Genomic DNA, 17,398 nt, shown 5'->3' with positions numbered 1-17,398 from the left:
AAATTTTAAGCTTTCGACTTGACAAAATTTCCATATCCAATAAAGTTCAAATATACCTGGAGAAAATATCAACAGCGCGTACTTAACAGTCTGAATGAATATTTAAATGACAGGCATTTACACATCATCGCTCCGCCAGGTTCAGGGAAAACCATATTAGGTTTAGAGGTTGCGTTAAGAATTAATAAGCCGACTTTAATTCTAGCTCCAACTACGGCAATCCGCAATCAGTGGATCCATAGATTCTGCGAATTATTTCTTCAAACAGATATTACTCCGGATTGGATTTCTCAGGATATTTATAATCCGAAATTTATGACAGTAGTTACTTATCAAGGACTACACGCTGCCTGCAATAACATCAAGGATGTGGATGAGGATTTTGAATCCGAAGAGGATGTTATTGAAAATAATCAAGGTAAATCATCCAATAGGAATTTAATTAATATCGTTAATAGCTTGAAAAAGCAGGAAATTGGATTAATAATAGTAGATGAAGCCCATCATCTTAAAAACGAATGGTGGCAAACATTAACCAAAGTAAAAGAAAGCCTTGACCCTACCATTGTAGGTCTTACTGCTACTCCCCCTTATGATGTAACACCTTTGGAATGGCATAGATATACTGAATTAAATGGGCCAGTTGATATAGAGATTTCAGTCCCTGAATTAATTATAGAAGAAGACCTCTGTCCACATCAGGATTATATTTATTACGCACAGCCTTCCACATCTGAAAATCAACATATTATTAACTTTAGAACTGGTATAAAAGCGATTTTTGAAGAAATAAAAAATGACGAAATAATCATTTCTGCTATAACTAATCACCCTGTTTGGATTAAACCGACTGACCACCTTGAATGGATATATACCAATCTCGCCTTTTATTCTTCTTCGCTTGTCTTCCTAAATGCTAATGGACAGGAAATTCCTGAAAGTCATATTGAAATTATAGGTGAAAAGGGCTTAAAAATTCCAGAGTTCAATTATCATTGGGCGCAAACATTTTTAGAATTCTACCTATTCGGGGATGACTTAAATTTTAAAGCCTCTGAAGAACACCAAAAAACACTGGAACATAAACTTAGCAGAAAAGGAGCTATAGAGAACAAAAAAGTAAATCTATTTAGAAACAAACGACTCACTAGCATATTAACATCCAGCGTCAGCAAATTAACTGGCATACAAGAGATTGTTAATTTTGAGTATAATCAATTAGGTTCTACACTTAGATTGGTAATTCTATCTGACTTTATCAGAAAAGAATTTTATGTAAATACTACAGAAAACAATCTGGAGCTTACTAAGATTGGAGTGATGACAATCTTTGAAAAGCTTAGGCGCCAAAACAGTTCGAATATTAAGATTGGAATACTTACAGGCTCCATTGTCATCATCCCTAAGGCAGCTTATTCTGCTTTTGAACTGCAAGTCAAAAAAATCAACATCAAAAATATCATCTGTAATCCAGTTCCTTTCGATGAAAATTACATATTAATTGAGCCATCTGAACAGTTAAAACATGATATCGTTCATGTAATAACACATATTTTCCAACAAGGAGAGATAGAGGTCTTAATAGGCACAAAATCACTACTAGGAGAAGGTTGGGATGCTCCAGCTATTAATACCTTGATTCTGGCAAGTTTTGTGGGGTCCTTTGTTTCTTCTAACCAGATGCGCGGCAGAGCTATCAGAACACATCGGGGCACTATGGATAAAACAGGAAATATTTGGCACCTGGCCTGTGTAGACCCCACTTCAGCAATGGGTGGGGAAGATATCCACCTTTTAAAAAGAAGATTTAAAAGCTTTGTAGGCGTTTCATTTAGAAAAGATGGAGGTATAGAAAATGGAGCTGGCCGACTAAATATCCCCAGTCACTTTCAACTTAGTGAAGACATTAATAAAAAAAATATGGATACGATGCGCTGTGCTGCAGATCGTAAATTATTAAAATACCAATGGGATGAGGGACTAAAAAAAGGGATTTCTCTTGTAGAAGAGATTAAGATTCCATTTTTAAAAAATCAACCTTATAAAACTTTAAAAAAGTCTTACCTCAATAAAACAATTGCCAATTTCACTGCAAGTCTATCCTTTGGTCTATCTATTTTTTTTGAAATGATAATAAGTACCGTCAGACAGTTGAGATCAATGGGTGACATACTCGGCTTTCTTAAAGTTACAGGAATAATTGGCTTTCTACTATTTGGTAGATTAACACTGAAAACACTTCTCCTATATGTTAAATACAGGGATCTTTCAAAAGATATACAAAAAATTGGGGAAGTATTATTGAATAGTCTGATAAGAATCGGAGTTATTAAAACGGAAAGCACAAGTCTTTTAGTTGTCTCATCTATAGATAATGATGGAGCTGTACTTTGTCATCTTGATGGTGGTACCTCTTTCGAACGCAGTGCATTTATCAATGGTTTACAAGAAATCCTCGCACCGATTGATAACCCACGGTACTTTATTATCAGAAAAGGGATATTAATGCGTTTCTTCAAACAAAAAGATTATCATGCGGTACCCGAAATATTAAGCAGAAATAAAGCTTCAGCTGAATACTTTAAGAATGAATGGTTAAGACTTGTTGGGCCTTGCGACCTGATCTTCGCCAGAAACATAGCAGGAAGAAAGCTTTTATTAAAATCTAGAATCAGATCATTTGCCTCACAATTAGAAAACAAAACTGAACGAGTGAGCAAATGGCGACATTAAAATCTAAGAAATAAAAAAAGCCACTTGATTAAGTGGCTTTTTTGCGGACCGGACGGGACTCGAACCCGCGACCTCCGCCGTGACAGGGCGGCATTCTAACCAGCTGAACTACCGGTCCGTTTTCCTTTCGGATAGCCTTTTATAGTAGGGCCTCTACTTTTTAAATTAAAAAGCCACTTGTGTGAGTGGCTTTTTGCGGACCGGACGGGACTCGAACCCGCGACCTCCGCCGTGACAGGGCGGCATTCTAACCAGCTGAACTACCGGTCCGTTTTCCTTTAACATTCATTTACGTCCGTTTCGGGATTGCAAATATAGAGTCTTTATTTGTATTTACAAACTATTTTTAAAAATGTATTTAACTGCCTATATGCCAGAACCTTCTTTTAGTTTTTCTGCATTCTCAGCAAACTGCAACGCATCAATTAGCTCCTGAACACCTCCGTCCATAATATTATTTAGGTTATAAAGTGTCAATCCAATACGATGGTCTGTAACCCTTCCTTGCGGATAATTATATGTACGAATCTTCGCAGAACGATCTCCAGTCGAAACCATAGTTTTACGCTTTGCTGCAATATCACCATTTTTCTTTTGCAACTCTATATCGTACAATTTACTACGCAACATTTCCATTGCAATGATCCTGTTTCCTAATTGTGAGCGTTCCTGCTGACAAACCACAACAATGCCGGAAGGTCTGTGTGTCAACTGAACTTTAGTCTCAACTTTATTCACGTTCTGACCACCGGCACCTCCTGAACGGGAAGTCTGCAAATCAATATCAGCTGGATTTATATAAAGATCAATTTCTTCTGCTTCAGGTAAAACTGCCACTGATGCAGCTGAAGTATGTACACGCCCTTGAGTTTCAGTATCTGGAACCCTTTGTACACGATGAACACCTGATTCATATTTCAACTGTCCGTAAACATCTTCACCACTAACTTTTAAGATAACCTCTTTATAACCACCTGCAGTCCCCTCTGTAACATCAACGGTTTCAACTTTCCAACCTTTCTGTTCAAAGAAACGACTATACATTCTATATAAATCACCGGCAAATAAAGCGGCTTCATCACCACCAGTACCTCCTCTGATCTCAAAAACAGCATTTTTAGCATCTTCAGGGTCAACAGGAATCAGCATTAGACGCACTTTTTCTTCAAGCTCTTCTTGTTCCTTCAATAAAATGTCGAGTTCTTCCTTAGCCATCTCACGCATTTCAGCATCCTTTTCCGTACTTAACATCTCTTTATTTGCCTCAATATTACTCATCACATTTTTGTAGATTTTATAGGTATCTACAATCTTGCCTAAGTCTTTATATTCTTTATTTAAAGCCGCAAAACGCTTCATATCCTGAACAGTGTCAGGATTACTTAACTGCTCCTCAACATCTTCCCAACGCAGTTTAATTGCTTCTAATTTATCTAACATATCTTTTCTCGAAACTTATAATGTATCGCCTACACGATTTTTTATTCGGGGAGCAAAAATACAGCTTTTTTTTCTTAACAGCAGGAAAAAATTATATAAGTCAGTCTGTTATCATTTAACCCTTTATCCTTTTTCAAAGTACTTTAGGTTTAAATCATTGCCGTCAAATACAGCGTATGAATTATAATTCATCCATTCCCCAAGATTTACATATCTACTTTTTTCATTCAATATAAGATCTAAAGGAAGATGCCTATGTCCAAAAACAAAATAATCATAATGTTCTTTTAACAAAATTTGATTAGCATAAACAGCAAGCCACTCATTTTCCACCCCTTCAAAAACTTCATCTTTATGATTTGCAGCTCTGCTGCTTCCTGACCACCAATTTGCAATCCCCAAACCAATTCTTGGAGGAATAATTGAGAACAGCCACTGACAAACGGGATTTCTAAATATTTTCCTCAACATTTTATACTTTCTATCACCAGGCCCCAAACCGTCACCATGATGTAAAAAGAAACGCTTACCTGACCGCTCAATTACCTTTTCATCATTCACTATCTCTATTCCCATCTCATCACTGAAATAGTTTTTCACCCACATATCATGATTGCCTTTAAAAAAATAAATCCGTATTCCGGCATCAGTCATAGTAGCAAGTTTACCTTGAAGTCTGATGAACCCTTTAGGGATAACTGTATGATATTCAAACCAAAAATCGAAAATATCCCCCATCAAGAACAATTCACTACAATCTGATTCTATGGAGTTTAACCATCTTACAACGCGATCTTCTCGTAAACGACTCTCAACATGATTAGGAGAGCCCAAATGGAAATCAGACGCAAAATATATGTTCTTTTTCATTGATGTAAACAAAGATATAGAAAATATTGACTACCTTAATTTCAGAAGTTCTACAGATTATATAGAATATTAATAAAATAGAATCGTTATTAATTACAAAAGTTCGTAAATTCGCACAAATTTTAAACTATGATTTCTACTGATATAGCCATCATTGGCGCCGGACCTGTAGGTTTATTCGCGATTTTTGAAGCAGGTTTATTAAAAATGCGTTGTCATTTAATAGATTACCTTCCTCAAGTTGGCGGGCAACTTTCTGAGATATATCCTAAAAAACCGATATACGACATCCCTGGCTATCCTACTGTATTGGCTCAGGAGCTGATCGACAACCTGATGGAACAGGCCAAACCTTTTCATCCGGGATTTACCCTAGGTGAACGTATTGAAGGGTTAGAAAAAAGAGGCGAAGGCGACTTTGTTTTAACTACTAATATGGGAACCATCATAGAATCTAAAGTAGTAGTTATTGCCGGTGGATTAGGTTGTTTCGAGCCTCGTAAACCAGCTGTAGCTGGACTAGAGCAATTTGAGAATGGACGAGGTGTAAATTATATGATCCTGGACCCTGAAAAATACCGTGGTCAAAAAATGGTAATCGCTGGTGGTGGTGACTCTGCTTTGGACTGGACCATCTTTTTAGCGGATGTTGTTGATGAACTAACACTTGTTCACCGTAGCGAAAGCTTCCGTGGGGCACCGGACTCTGTAAACAAGGTTATGGAACTTGCTGAAAGTGGTAAAATTAACTTGGTGTTGAACAGTAATCTGAATGCTGTTAATGGTAACGGAAAATTGGAGAGTGTAGAGCTTATTCATAATAAAACACTTGAAACAAATACTGTTGCTGCTGATCATCTCATTCCTTTGTTTGGTTTAAGTCCTAAATTAGGCCCTATCGAACAATGGAACCTAAACATTAGCAAAAGTGCAATAGAAGTAAATACAGACGATTATTCAACAAATATACCGGGTATATATGCAATTGGTGACATTAATACTTACACCAATAAGCTTAAACTTATTCTTTGCGGATTCCACGAAGCTGCTTTAATGAGCCATAGTGCATACCAATACATGAATCCAGGTGTTAAATACACCATGAAATACACCACAGTCAACGGCGTATCAGAATTTTAAACATGGAAGACAATAACATTACCCTACACGTAGAAAACTCAGACGGAAGTAGAACAACTCTTGAGGCACCTGTAGATATGGGCTTAAGCTTGATGGAATACTTAAAAGCTTGTGAATACGATATTCTTGCAACTTGCGGAGGCATGGCTTTATGTGCCACCTGCTGTGTAGATGTACTGGAAGGCGAAGACAAATTAAACGAGATGAGTGATGATGAGTATGCAATGCTCGATACACTTCCTGACGTACTTCCAAACTCCAGACTGGCATGTCAGCTACAATTAAATCCTGCAATGGACGGACTTGTAGTTAAACTACATCACGCAGAATAATATTTTTCTAATCATTTTCAACAGCGGCAGCCATTGTTTTTACAGGGCTGCCGATTGTTTTATATTCGCCATCTCCCTTTAATATCGCCAGCATTTTATGATTATCATTGAGCAGGGCCTTTGCAGCATTTAATTCCGCATCGTACTGAAACGCCTGGGTTACTTTTCCCTTCTCATAATAGTAACGACTAACAATTTGCGTTTCTAATACTCTCTTAATTTCAGCTTTATATACGTTAAGTTCACTTTTCTTTGCCCCAATCATCTTACTCTTCAAGTCATCCAAATCAGCCTTTACAAGGGCTAGTTTATTCTCTTTTTCGGCCTCTGTCCGCAAGTCAGACAACAATCGTTCGGTACGTGATAAATAAGAATAATCCTTTCCAGCCAAAGAACTTACAAACTGGGCATACTCATTATCCGTAAGCTGAAAAGCTGCAGCAGGTGCAATCGTCTTGTTGCTCTTTTTATAATTGTTAGCATAATCGAAAAATAAGTACTTATTGGCTAATGAAATTGTAATCGGGCTTAGCTTAGCACTCTTAACTATGATGTCTGGATAAATCCCATTTCCATCATATACATTCCGGCCAATCTTGGTATTGAACTTATTCATTAAAGAATCTGCAAACTTTGGCGTTTTACCATTTGCATCTTTATGTGCATAATCCAGAGCCTGAATACATCTTCCTGATGGCGTGAAGTACTTAGCTACAGTAACCTTTACCAAGCTATTATAAGGTAGATTAAACGTTTGTTGTACCAGGCCTTTTCCATAACTCCGCTGTCCCACCACCACTGCTCGATCCAGATCTTGTAAAGCGCCGGCAACAATTTCAGATGCAGAAGCTGATGAACCACTAATCAAAACCACCAACGGAATATCCTGGAATAATGGTGAGTTAAGCGTTCTATAAGAAATGGTCTTTTGGGGATTTCTGCCCTTTTGAGTAACAATCAGAACATCCTTTTCAACAAAAAGATTTACAATTTTTACAGCTTCTTGTAATATACCTCCACCATTATACCTTAAATCAAGAATCATTCCTTTTGGATGAAGTTTGTTAAGTGTTACCGCAGCATCCTTAACTTCCTGAGCTGCACTTTCAAGAAATTTATCTAAGCGGATATAAGCGATATTATCATCAGTCATGCCTGAATAAGAAACATTGGGTTGTTTTATAGCATCCCTCACCAGCGTCTTAGTCAGCAATGCACCATCTCTGATTATTAATAATTCAACAGGGGTTCCCTTTGGGCCACGTAAAAGTTGACTAACCTGACTTCTCTCTTTCCCCTTAACCTCATTACCATTAATTTTAACTAATTGATCCCCTGGTTTCACCCCTTGTTTATCTGCCGGATATCCCTCGTTAACTTCATTTACAAATAGCTTACCCTCAATAAAAATAGTACTTGCACCAATTCCTCCGTATTGTGTACTTACATATTTTAATTTGTAGTCTTCAACTTCCGACTCAGGAACGTATTCTGTGTAAGGATCAAGATTATCCAGCATTGCATCAATACTGGTACGCATCAAATTTGAGGGATTGGTTTCCTCTACATAGTTGATATTTATTTCTTTGTAAAGGGAGGCAAAAATATCAAGATTTTTAGATACCTGGAACAGATCTTCTTTAAAAGACCAGGTTAATCCGGCAAAAGAAATGAGGAGGGCGGCTGCGGCAATTTTATATGTTTTCATCATAAAGAGGATGTTGTCATCAATCTGTTGATGGTAAATTTACAAAAAAGCGCGCAACAAATGTAATTAAAGTCTGTTGCCGTCAGGATCGGCTAAAGCCTTTTGAATAGTAAATTCCACATAGCTACGATCTCTTTTTACCAAGTCCATTAATTGTTTAACCAACTGGTCTTCCTGACCGGGAACAAAAGTAAGATCAACCTGTGCCAGATCACGATATTTTCTCAGAAATTTAATTTTAACCTTTTTCCAGGTTTCAGGAGTTAATGTAAAGTTTGCCATGCTGCAAAAATAGAAATAATTATAATACTGCACCGCTTAATTGTAAGCCGGCGCACCTTTTATATTTAAATCCTTTATTTGCTCCCTAAGTTTCTTCATAAAATCAACCCCTGGGTCTGTTTTATGTGTGCTGTAAGCGGGATCCGCCTCTTTCCACAAAGACGTATTCTTAAATAAAGTATATTCGTAATGACCAATCACATACTCAATAGGGTATTTACTTTTAAGATACCTGATGAGTTGCTCGTTAGCAGCAAGCTGTGCTGGTGTTAAAGGATTCTTGTCACTTCCAATATTCTCAACCCCAATTGCACAGTAATTTAACCCTATTACATGCCTGGCAAAAACAGTATCAGGCAATAACCTAAAAATTGTCCCATCCCTGTCTATAAGAAACTGCGAAGAAACGTTTAATGCACTTGCAGTTGCGATTTCTTTACGCGCACCAGGCAATTTTGATTTATTAAATGCATTAAATGTTTGTTCGATTGAAGGAATAACTGTCCAATGTAAAACCACCATAATCGGTTTAATTGTCGGTTCGGTTTGTTTTAATCCATGACGCTTTTCCAAATATTCTAAAGAAAGTTGTTTCCGCTCTTCATCAAAAACAATCGGCTTATCGAATATTCTAAAAGTAGACTGCGCCCTTAAATTAAGGGCAGCAGTACTACATAATATAATTAGCAAAAGTTGCTTTATAGCATATTTCATTATTTTATATCTCTTTATTAATATTCGCTTCATCCCTATAGTTCCACCTACAAAGTTTTAAACTTAGCTAACGCAACTTTAATTAATGATTTATCTCCATGACCATCCTGTCCTAATTCCCAAAACATAATTCCATTTGCTCTGGTCTTAGCCAATATAGTCTTATTTTCTATTAGAGTTTTACCATTGTAATAATAAGTAGTTCCCCCCATAGCAAATGAAGATCCGTCCATATCTGCACCACCATTAAGCAAGTCTTTAAAAGGCATAGATTTTTCTGCACTTGTAGGTGTTTCTTTACCCTTACCATAGGTAGGCAATCCTAATACTGCTTTTTCCTTTGGCAGATTTTTTTGAGTAAGCCAAACATCCAGAACCTCTTCAGCAAGCGAATACGGTGAATGGTCTGGATTAGATTTATACCCAGCCCCATCATAAGCCATAAGATTAACAAAATCGCAGGCATCAATAGCTTCCTGGTTAATTCCATCTCTTATGGCCCCGGCATATACCCCTGCAGTCACAGCCATACTTAAAGTCCTGTGCCAGCTATGTAGTTCTACTGATAATTCCTTCATAAAAATTCCAAATGTTACATCGTTCCCTTTACTTGCATTTGGATACTCCCAATCCATATCCACCCCATCGAATTGATTCTCTAAGGCGTATGATACGATATTATCGATTAACAGCTTTCTGGTTTGAACATTCGAAATCAACGTAGTATAAATCTTATTATCCCCATTTAATGCGATAACAATTTTACAACCATGCCTTTTTACCAGGCTCACAACATTCTTTACATTCTCTTTAGATGCATCAAGCACTAATGTCCCATCAATCTTAGGTTTTAAGAATGAGAAAATTACGTGAGTTAAACCATCAAGGGAAGTTGTATCAATATCCTTTATAGAGCGATAAGCAGGAAAATAAGCTACCTTTTTAAAAGACTTGTCCGGCTCAAAAGGCGTAGTCGGTTTTACAAATTCTTTTGCACCATACCCTTCAGGAACTTGTGCAATTTCCTTTTTACAGGAGACCAAAACTGAGATGGCAGCCAGGCTTAAAATTAAAAATCTTTTCATATCTGATATGGTTAACTTCCCCGGGCTTAGCCGGAGAAGTGTTTTAATAAATACTATCGTTTTACCTGATCAATTGCCAAACCGTATGGAGCATAGCCCTTAAACAGGAAGCTCGCAGGGGCACTTCCATCTAACTTGTAACGCATAATACCGGATTGCGAACCCGAACCTACGGTTTGAGGGGCATTAGTGCCAGTAGCATCCGCTCGGTTTCTATATCCGAAATATAGATATCCTTTTCCTGCTTCATCTACATCAATGTCCATACCCGTTACATAGATCGTCTCATTAGTCAGGTTACTCGTAAACCCTTGATCACTAAAACCTCTGACTGGAGTACCTGTAGAGAACCCCATCGCTGCCGGATCATTGTAGATTGGCACGATACCATTTCCAGTCATATCAGAACGATAAATACCAGGCTCCAGGGTTGCAGATTTATTGATTGCAAAATAAATGTGATTATTTACTTTATCCACAACAAACTGACGTATACCATGATCTTTAATGGCTCCCGGCAGGAGTTCTATAAACACTCCAGCTTTAGTATAACGTGCTATACCCAAGCCTGCCGTACCAGTAAGTGAAGCCCATACTTCATCATTTACCTCCTTAATACCACTATAAAAATGACTCGTTGTAGCATAACCGGTATATCCTCCCCTTATTTTAAATGCAGGATAGACAGCTTCACTTACGGATGAATTGATAACAAAAATACCATTAGTTCTGGTAGTCCACCAGATATTACCATCTTTATCAACCATATTCATCCATGGATCTGCATTATATCCAACAGTTGACTGATCTGGATTTTTCGTAATGAGTTTTTCACCTGAACCATCAAAATTGAAAGATTTCAAATAACCGTCACCTTGATAATGTCCGGTAGTAGCAGTAAATCTCAAGCCATTTCCTGCCTCAGAATAATATAATTTTGTTCCTGCTACTGATAAACCTAAAGGACTTACACCTGTTGTAATACCCATATCAACGACCTGAGCCGGGCTTAATGTTGTCAGTTTATACTTATAGATTTTCTTTGTAATCACATCAGTAAAGAAAATTGTTTTAGCCAATTCACCTTTTACCTCAACCACAACCTCAACACTTAATGATTCTACTCCGTCATTCACTGTAAGTTTAACGGTATGCAACCCTTCAGTTTCAAATTTCACTGTTGGACGCTTTATAACAGAAGTTCCTCCTGCTCCAAAATCCCATGAATAAGTAACCTCCTTTCCAGGATAATTAAATGCCACAGCGTCAAATACCGCATCTTGAAAAACAGCAATATTTTGAGGGACAACAATTCTTGGTTGCATCTTTTTCAACGAGATTGTTTTACTTATCTCCTCTTTTTTATCTCCCTGCCAGGTAGTAAGCTTTACTGTATAATCACCTGGAAGCTGATATAAAATGGTATCAGGAGTCATTTTCTCTGATTCAGTCAAATCGGAAATTCCTGCCTTTGTCAGCGTTTTCCCGCCAACAAACTCCCAATGGAATTTATCTGCATTTTTTGAACGATTGGTTAAAACAACCTTTGCAGGAGCTGACAATTCTCCTAAAGGAAAATCAAAGTTAGCCACATATGCTCCCTGCTGTCCTATAGTGGAAATATCGTCCTTTGAACAGCCTAGAAAAACAAGGCCAATCAATATATATATGAGTTTATTTTTTTTCATGATCTTATAATGCTATATCAAATGCTCTTGTTGCTGCTGTAATGGTATTAGTCTGCGTTATTGCTGCAACATCAACTACAATATTATAATTACCGACCTTTTTTATAGTTAACACATTCGCAACCAGTTGCGCCCTCGTCAGATTTGCTTTGAGATTTGCTAAACCAATAGCAGATAATGCAGAAGTTCCGGAAGTCGCAAAATGAGTAGCCGGAGCTCCCGGAAAAAACGCCAGATAATCATTCTTAGTGATTACATAAGCCAACACCCCTTTCAGAACATTAAAATCATCATCAGACAACCCCTCAATCATATTTACATCATTTGGATACTTGCCTATTTTAGGTTTAACCATATACTCGTGTCTGATCACATAATTATTAGATGCCGTAACCCAATATTTATCCAGATCTACGGCTTGCACCTCAAACATTATGCTCTTCTTAAGAATAGAATCAACAACAGTAAGAGTAGATTCATCCTCTCCCTTTGTCACCAATGTGGTCCCGTTTTTCAAAGACATGTTTAGTCCAAAAGTTTCAACTACAGTTTCATAAAGGTCTACTTTCTGAAATTTATCATCTCTTTGCCAGGTAGAAGCGGAAACAATCAATGTATCACCAAAAGCAACTCTTGTTTTATTATAAGTTACCCTCAACTGAGTAGCAAACTGATTATTGGTTTCACCTAAATCAGTAATCGGATCATTTTTCTTACAGGATATGATGAATAGACACATCAACAAAAATCCTATGTATTTATTTACGTTTGTTCTCATTATTCATCAAATTTTAATTTCGAATTATCCGCCCACCATACTGGAGTAAAGACCCAATTCCTCACTTTAGCTCCTAACCTCTCTATCTCCTTTGGATTAAACACATATTCCGTTTGAGGATCATAAGGAAAGCGCTGAATGTATTTCCCACCCCATTCGGCCAATGCATACCTTGGGTATTTAACATCAGGATAAGCTTTTACATTATAACCATATCTTCTCATATCAGACCATGTTTCAGGCTGAAGGTATAACGCTAAGTACTTCTGCATCATAATATTTGATATCTTAAGACTTCCAGTATTCTGAGCAACCTTTGTGGATCCCATATAACTGATGATCTGGCCTTCTTCTACACCCAAACGTCGTAAATTGAGCTCAATTCCAGCATGATAAGCTGTGAGCGCCTCATCTAGCTGATTTAGATAAAACAAGGTTTCAGCTTTAATAAAATACAGCTCCTCTTTAATCATAATAGGAAATGGTGAGCCATCAGATGTCCAATATCCATTTGACACAATGGCAAAGTCCTGATAAGTAGTGTTTGTAGGTAAACTTGCGTCTCTTAATCCTTCCGACATCTTTGCACCGAGATATTTTTTGTTAATCCCTGGCGTGGTTAATTTAAACAGTCGTGGATCGTAAATTACAGGGTTAGTCGTTGCATCAACCGTTAACGCTTTCATCAGTACGTCTGTAGGCAAAGTATTCACCATGTCATTTTTGATATCTGCAAACTGGAATGCCTCACCAGCCGGAGGTGGAAGTGTTGGGCCCCATAAATTGCTTGTCCAGCCGGTAGTAGTCGGCTTAGGATATCTAAACAAAGCATCCTGAAACTGAACAAGCGCATCATTAACAATGGTCAATAACTCCTGATTTCCATTTTGAAAATTTGCAGTACGCAATTTCATTCTTGCTCTAATTGCTTTTGCAAATGCTTTCCAACTCTCTAGATTTCCGTTATAAATCAGATCAGCTGTTCCATCCATGCTTTGTGCTAGTTCATTCACATTATCCAGCTCGGCAACTCCTTCATTCAATAACTTATCAATTCCTGCAAATACTTCTTCTTGTGTATCATATAATGGATTAAAACTACCTGAGTAAGCTTGCTTTAGCGGCATATCACCAAAAACGTCCGTGGCAGAAAGGTAGCTTGCCGCTAGAATGATTTTACCCACGCCTACGTAATTATTAGACTTATCTTCAACTGCGCGAATAATCATTCCATTAACATTTGACCCTACATCAAAGTAATGCCATCTCCAGGCACCCATTCTGGTAATTGAATTGTAATTCCAGGTGTCAGTAATAGAATTACTATTTCCAGCTCGGGTAGTAAAATAATAGCTATGATATGCCGAGAACCGGGCCTGAGAGTAAAAAGAATAAGCCAGATTGGCTTCAATTCCTGGTAAACGCTGCTTAGCCGGCACAGTAACTGGCTGCACAGGGTTAACATTTAGATCCAATTTATTACATGAGCTTATGCTGATGATAGCAGCAACCAATGTTATATTTCTTAATATCGTTTTCATAATCATAAATCTTAAAGCGTCACATTAATACCAAAAGAGAATGTACGTGGCAATGGAATAGCTCCATTATCTACACCCATTGTACTCGCTCCCGATCCTCCAGCATTAGGGCCAGCACTATTTACCTCAGGGTCACCTCCAGAATAGTTGCTGATAATAAATGGATTCTGAGCAGAGGCCTCTAATCCAACATTTTTAAGTCCTAATTTGGTAGCAAATGATTTAGGCAACTGATAACCTAAGGTAATGTACCTTACTCTTGCCCAGTTTACTTTTTCAACGAAGTTGGTTCCTACCTGATAATAGTTGTTGGCAAAATAACTATAATCCAAAACTACCTGTTTAGTATTCTTTATATAAGTACCATCATCTTGCTGCACAACACCATTAAAAACGAATTCTTTATCTCTCCATTGGCCAATATCATAAGCAATACCATTGGACATCATACCTTGACGACTTGCATTCAAGATATCCCCACCAAATCTAAAGTCCCATAGAAAAGACAGGTTAAACTGTTTGTATTTTAAGGTATTAATAAAACCAATATTAAATTCTGGCTCTCTATTTCCTATATAATTCTCCTTATTACTATTGTCTATTACAGGGTAGCCATTTTTATCTACCACCACATACCCCTCTTCATTCCTTTTGTAATCGGATCCAATAATGCCAAGAACCGGCTCATTTAGTGAAGTCGCAGCAACCCCTGCGTTAAGCTGTGCATTAGTATATTTAAAAGTTACAATATCACCGGCAAACTCCAACATTTTTGAGGTATTTTTCCATGCGTTCAAAGTAGCAGTCCAGCTAAAACTATTAGTTTTCACAGGTGTACCACTAAATGACATCTCTACTCCTCTATTACGCAAAGATCCAGCATTAAAAGTCATGATTACATATCCAGAAGGCAACGGTACCCTTGGGGTCATGATCATATCTAAACTTTTACGCTCATAATAAGTCAGATCAACATTCAATCTTCTTTTAAAGAAACTCAATTCTGTTCCCAACTCAAATTCCTGTGTTCTTTCAGGTCCTAAATCTGGGTTTCCACCTGTAGCACTCGTCACAAATCCACCACCTACAGTATTTACCTGTACCAGATTGGTATTTGTACGATAAATAGGTGCATCCTTACCCACTTTTGCATAACTAATCCTTAGTTTACCATACCATTTATCTTTATTTTCAAATAGTTCAGAATAAGTAAAACTACCAGAATAAGAAGGAGAGTAGAAAGTTCGTGCATTTTCCGGCAGAGTAGAAGTCCAGTCATTACGCCCTGTGATACCTACCGCAAGGATCCCCTTGTATTCTAGTTTCATGTCACCAAAAACAGCATAACGTTGCCTGCGCGACAAACCTTCCGTTAGTGTAAGATTCTCTTTGTTTATAACATTCGGAGAAAAAATATCACTTACTAAAAATGTATTCCCTGAATAGGCAATAGATCTATTGTCGTAATATTCACTGCTACCTCCTAATATTAAAGTTGCTCTAAAATCTTTTAAAAACTTCCTGTCAAATGTCGATGTGAAGTTCGAAGTAATAAATTTTGTCACCCCATTATTCTCCGAGACTGCACCATCAAAATTACTACCAGGGGTGCCTGGAGTAGTGATTGTTCTATACTTTGAATTGGTATAATCCTGTCCCAATCTATAGCTCAATGTAACCCAATCAACAGGTTTATAAGCGATATTATTGTTTACCAAAAAACGATCAACATTATTATTTCTGGGGTTTCTCATTACTCCCCACATAGGTGATATTCTTGCCTGAGTTACATCCCCTGCTTCAATATAAGAGTACAGTGGCTCTCCATTAGGCTTTTGATAGCTCAAAATATCATACATTCTTGGATAAGTTAGGATGCTATTAATCCAACCTCCTGCTGAGGCTCCTCCTAGTCCTTCTTGAATGTCATTTTTGATATAGTTAGCTGATGTTGTTACTGTGATCTTAGAACTAAGTTTAGCAGTCCCTTTTACCAGGAGGTTTATTTTCTCCTGATTTGTATTAGGCACCATTGAACCTGCATTTCGATAGCCTCCGGAAACATAATAACTCAGTTTATCTGAACCTCCATTTATATTCATGTTCACATCATGTGTAATTGCAGTTTCAAAAAAACGATCTATATTATCATATATTTTTTCATCATAACGGAATTTTCTTCCCCATGAACTCCTTGTCGACTCATCAAACACTCCACCAGTTCCTACTGTATAAATACCTTGCTGCCTTGGCGTACGTCCCATGGTCTCTACAAAAGTTTTATAAGATCCATTAACCTGAAGCGTGCCTGCTTTACCTGCCTTTGTCGTAATGATAATTGCTCCAGAAGCAGCGTCAATACCATAAAGAGCTGCTGCAGCGGCCCCTTTAAGGATAGATATGTTTTCAATGTCCTCTGGATTAAAATCTGCCAACCTATTTACTGTTCCATTTGATGAGGAGTTACTTACCCGAATCCCATCTACAATCATTAACGGTTGATTATCCCCGGATAAAGTGGTCGACCCCCTTAAAATGATCTCAGAAGGCAGACCAGGCGATCCACCTGACGAACTAATTTGAGCACCTGCAATTTGCCCCTGTAAAGCATTAATAATATTTGACTGGTTGGATTGCCTTAAATCATCTCCTGTTACACTTTGCACAGAATAAGTAAGCGTTCTTTTGTCCCTTTCAATACCAAGGGCGGTTACCACTACTTCACTTAATGATTTGGCATCTGGTTTTAAAACAACATCAATTGTTGTGGCAGCACCAACAGTTCTTTCCTGAGTTTCAAAGCCAATGTAAGAGAATTGTAATACATCACCGGCTTTGGTTTTGATGGAGTACACTCCACCCATGTTCGATTGGACTGCTGTAGATGTGCCTTTGACTCTGACAGAGGCTCCAGGAACCCCTAGCTTGTCTTCGGCAGATGACACCTTTCCTGTCACTGTAATTTGCTGCGCCATTGCATAAACAGTCAGCAAAAACGTACTCAAAAACAGCATGAGTAATTTTTTTTTCATAAAAGCTTATTTGGTTAATAGTTCAAATTCTGTTTTGTTTAGCATCCCTGGTCAA

At 37.6% G+C, this 17,398-nt stretch carries 13 protein-coding genes and 2 tRNA genes; 3 read left to right on the top strand and 12 right to left on the bottom strand.

Annotated features, from left to right (window positions below; genetic code table 11):
- The first annotated feature begins 18 nt into the window (after positions 1-18).
- Positions 19-2,733, top strand: coding sequence for a DEAD/DEAH box helicase family protein (locus ABDJ41_RS21915; protein WP_349788287.1), 2,715 nt, complete (start codon positions 19-21; stop codon positions 2,731-2,733).
- A 44-nt stretch (positions 2,734-2,777) separates the two neighbouring features.
- Here the strand turns inward: ABDJ41_RS21915 and ABDJ41_RS21910 are convergent.
- The 4 genes from ABDJ41_RS21910 to ABDJ41_RS21895 all read right to left on the bottom strand — a co-directional run bounded on the left by ABDJ41_RS21910 (position 2,778) and on the right by ABDJ41_RS21895 (position 5,043).
- Positions 2,778-2,851: transfer RNA gene (locus tag ABDJ41_RS21910), tRNA-Asp, on the bottom strand.
- Positions 2,852-2,929: 78 nt separating this feature from the next.
- Positions 2,930-3,003: transfer RNA gene (locus ABDJ41_RS21905), tRNA-Asp, on the bottom strand.
- A 96-nt stretch (positions 3,004-3,099) separates the two neighbouring features.
- A complete protein-coding gene (gene prfA / locus ABDJ41_RS21900) occupies positions 3,100-4,173 on the bottom strand; it encodes a peptide chain release factor 1 (RefSeq protein WP_349788286.1) in 1,074 nt (357 codons plus the stop codon).
- Positions 4,174-4,296: 123 nt separating this feature from the next.
- Positions 4,297-5,043, bottom strand: coding sequence for a UDP-2,3-diacylglucosamine diphosphatase (locus ABDJ41_RS21895; RefSeq protein ID WP_349788285.1), 747 nt, complete (start codon positions 5,041-5,043; stop codon positions 4,297-4,299).
- 129 nt (positions 5,044-5,172) lie between these two features.
- On the opposite strand from ABDJ41_RS21895, the gene ABDJ41_RS21890 reads away from it, so the two are divergent.
- On the top strand, positions 5,173-6,183 hold the full coding sequence (locus ABDJ41_RS21890) for an NAD(P)/FAD-dependent oxidoreductase (protein ID WP_349788284.1): 1,011 nt from the start codon (positions 5,173-5,175) through the stop codon (positions 6,181-6,183).
- Positions 6,184-6,185: 2 nt separating this feature from the next.
- Positions 6,186-6,515: a 2Fe-2S iron-sulfur cluster-binding protein gene (locus tag ABDJ41_RS21885; RefSeq protein WP_349788283.1), complete on the top strand. Its 330-nt coding sequence runs from the start codon at positions 6,186-6,188 to the stop codon at positions 6,513-6,515.
- Positions 6,516-6,522: 7 nt separating this feature from the next.
- Here the strand turns inward: ABDJ41_RS21885 and ABDJ41_RS21880 are convergent, their stop codons facing one another.
- From ABDJ41_RS21880 to ABDJ41_RS21845, 8 genes are all read right to left on the bottom strand, one after another.
- On the bottom strand, positions 6,523-8,226 hold the full coding sequence (locus ABDJ41_RS21880) for a S41 family peptidase (RefSeq protein WP_349788282.1): 1,704 nt from the start codon (positions 8,224-8,226) through the stop codon (positions 6,523-6,525).
- A gap of 63 nt (positions 8,227-8,289) precedes the next feature.
- On the bottom strand, positions 8,290-8,505 hold the full coding sequence (locus ABDJ41_RS21875; protein WP_349788281.1) for a hypothetical protein: 216 nt from the start codon (positions 8,503-8,505) through the stop codon (positions 8,290-8,292).
- A gap of 36 nt (positions 8,506-8,541) precedes the next feature.
- A complete protein-coding gene (locus ABDJ41_RS21870; RefSeq protein WP_349788280.1) occupies positions 8,542-9,219 on the bottom strand; it encodes an N-acetylmuramoyl-L-alanine amidase in 678 nt (225 codons plus the stop codon).
- Between the two features lie 47 nt (positions 9,220-9,266).
- Entirely contained in the window at positions 9,267-10,304 is a 1,038-nt protein-coding gene (locus ABDJ41_RS21865) for a glycosyl hydrolase family 18 protein (RefSeq protein ID WP_349788279.1), read from the bottom strand.
- 53 nt (positions 10,305-10,357) lie between these two features.
- Positions 10,358-11,992, bottom strand: coding sequence for a PKD domain-containing protein (locus ABDJ41_RS21860; RefSeq protein WP_349788278.1), 1,635 nt, complete (start codon positions 11,990-11,992; stop codon positions 10,358-10,360).
- A 4-nt stretch (positions 11,993-11,996) separates the two neighbouring features.
- Positions 11,997-12,770 (bottom strand): hypothetical protein, encoded by a 774-nt coding sequence (locus ABDJ41_RS21855; RefSeq protein WP_349788277.1) that lies wholly within the window; start codon positions 12,768-12,770, stop codon positions 11,997-11,999.
- Positions 12,770-14,311 (bottom strand): SusD/RagB family nutrient-binding outer membrane lipoprotein, encoded by a 1,542-nt coding sequence (locus ABDJ41_RS21850; protein WP_349788276.1) that lies wholly within the window; start codon positions 14,309-14,311, stop codon positions 12,770-12,772. The genes ABDJ41_RS21855 and ABDJ41_RS21850 overlap by 1 nt, the downstream gene beginning before the upstream one ends.
- An 11-nt stretch (positions 14,312-14,322) precedes the next feature.
- Positions 14,323-17,343 (bottom strand): SusC/RagA family TonB-linked outer membrane protein, encoded by a 3,021-nt coding sequence (locus ABDJ41_RS21845; RefSeq protein WP_349788275.1) that lies wholly within the window; start codon positions 17,341-17,343, stop codon positions 14,323-14,325.
- Positions 17,344-17,398: the final 55 nt, after the last annotated feature.

The organism is Pedobacter sp. ASV1-7, from assembly GCF_040203335.1.
Taxonomy (GTDB): domain Bacteria; phylum Bacteroidota; class Bacteroidia; order Sphingobacteriales; family Sphingobacteriaceae; genus Pedobacter.
Note: the sequence above shows the minus strand (reverse complement) of the source record. Positions and strands in the feature narration are given on the sequence as shown.

Bases quoted from the DNA above. Each gene is read 5' to 3' on its own strand.
- prfA (WP_349788286.1), bottom strand. From the start codon at position 4,173: ATGTTAGATAAATTAGAAGCAATTAAACTGCGTTGGGAAGATGTTGAG.
- ABDJ41_RS21895 (WP_349788285.1), bottom strand. From the start codon at position 5,043: ATGAAAAAGAACATATATTTTGCGTCTGATTTCCATTTGGGCTCTCCT.
- ABDJ41_RS21890 (WP_349788284.1), top strand. From the start codon at position 5,173: ATGATTTCTACTGATATAGCCATCATTGGCGCCGGACCTGTAGGTTTA.
- ABDJ41_RS21885 (WP_349788283.1), top strand. From the start codon at position 6,186: ATGGAAGACAATAACATTACCCTACACGTAGAAAACTCAGACGGAAGT.
- ABDJ41_RS21880 (WP_349788282.1), bottom strand. From the start codon at position 8,226: ATGATGAAAACATATAAAATTGCCGCAGCCGCCCTCCTCATTTCTTTT.
- ABDJ41_RS21875 (WP_349788281.1), bottom strand. From the start codon at position 8,505: ATGGCAAACTTTACATTAACTCCTGAAACCTGGAAAAAGGTTAAAATT.
- ABDJ41_RS21870 (WP_349788280.1), bottom strand. From the start codon at position 9,219: ATGAAATATGCTATAAAGCAACTTTTGCTAATTATATTATGTAGTACT.
- ABDJ41_RS21865 (WP_349788279.1), bottom strand. From the start codon at position 10,304: ATGAAAAGATTTTTAATTTTAAGCCTGGCTGCCATCTCAGTTTTGGTC.
- ABDJ41_RS21860 (WP_349788278.1), bottom strand. From the start codon at position 11,992: ATGAAAAAAAATAAACTCATATATATATTGATTGGCCTTGTTTTTCTA.
- ABDJ41_RS21855 (WP_349788277.1), bottom strand. From the start codon at position 12,770: ATGAGAACAAACGTAAATAAATACATAGGATTTTTGTTGATGTGTCTA.
- ABDJ41_RS21850 (WP_349788276.1), bottom strand. From the start codon at position 14,311: ATGAAAACGATATTAAGAAATATAACATTGGTTGCTGCTATCATCAGC.
- ABDJ41_RS21845 (WP_349788275.1), bottom strand. From the start codon at position 17,343: ATGAAAAAAAAATTACTCATGCTGTTTTTGAGTACGTTTTTGCTGACT.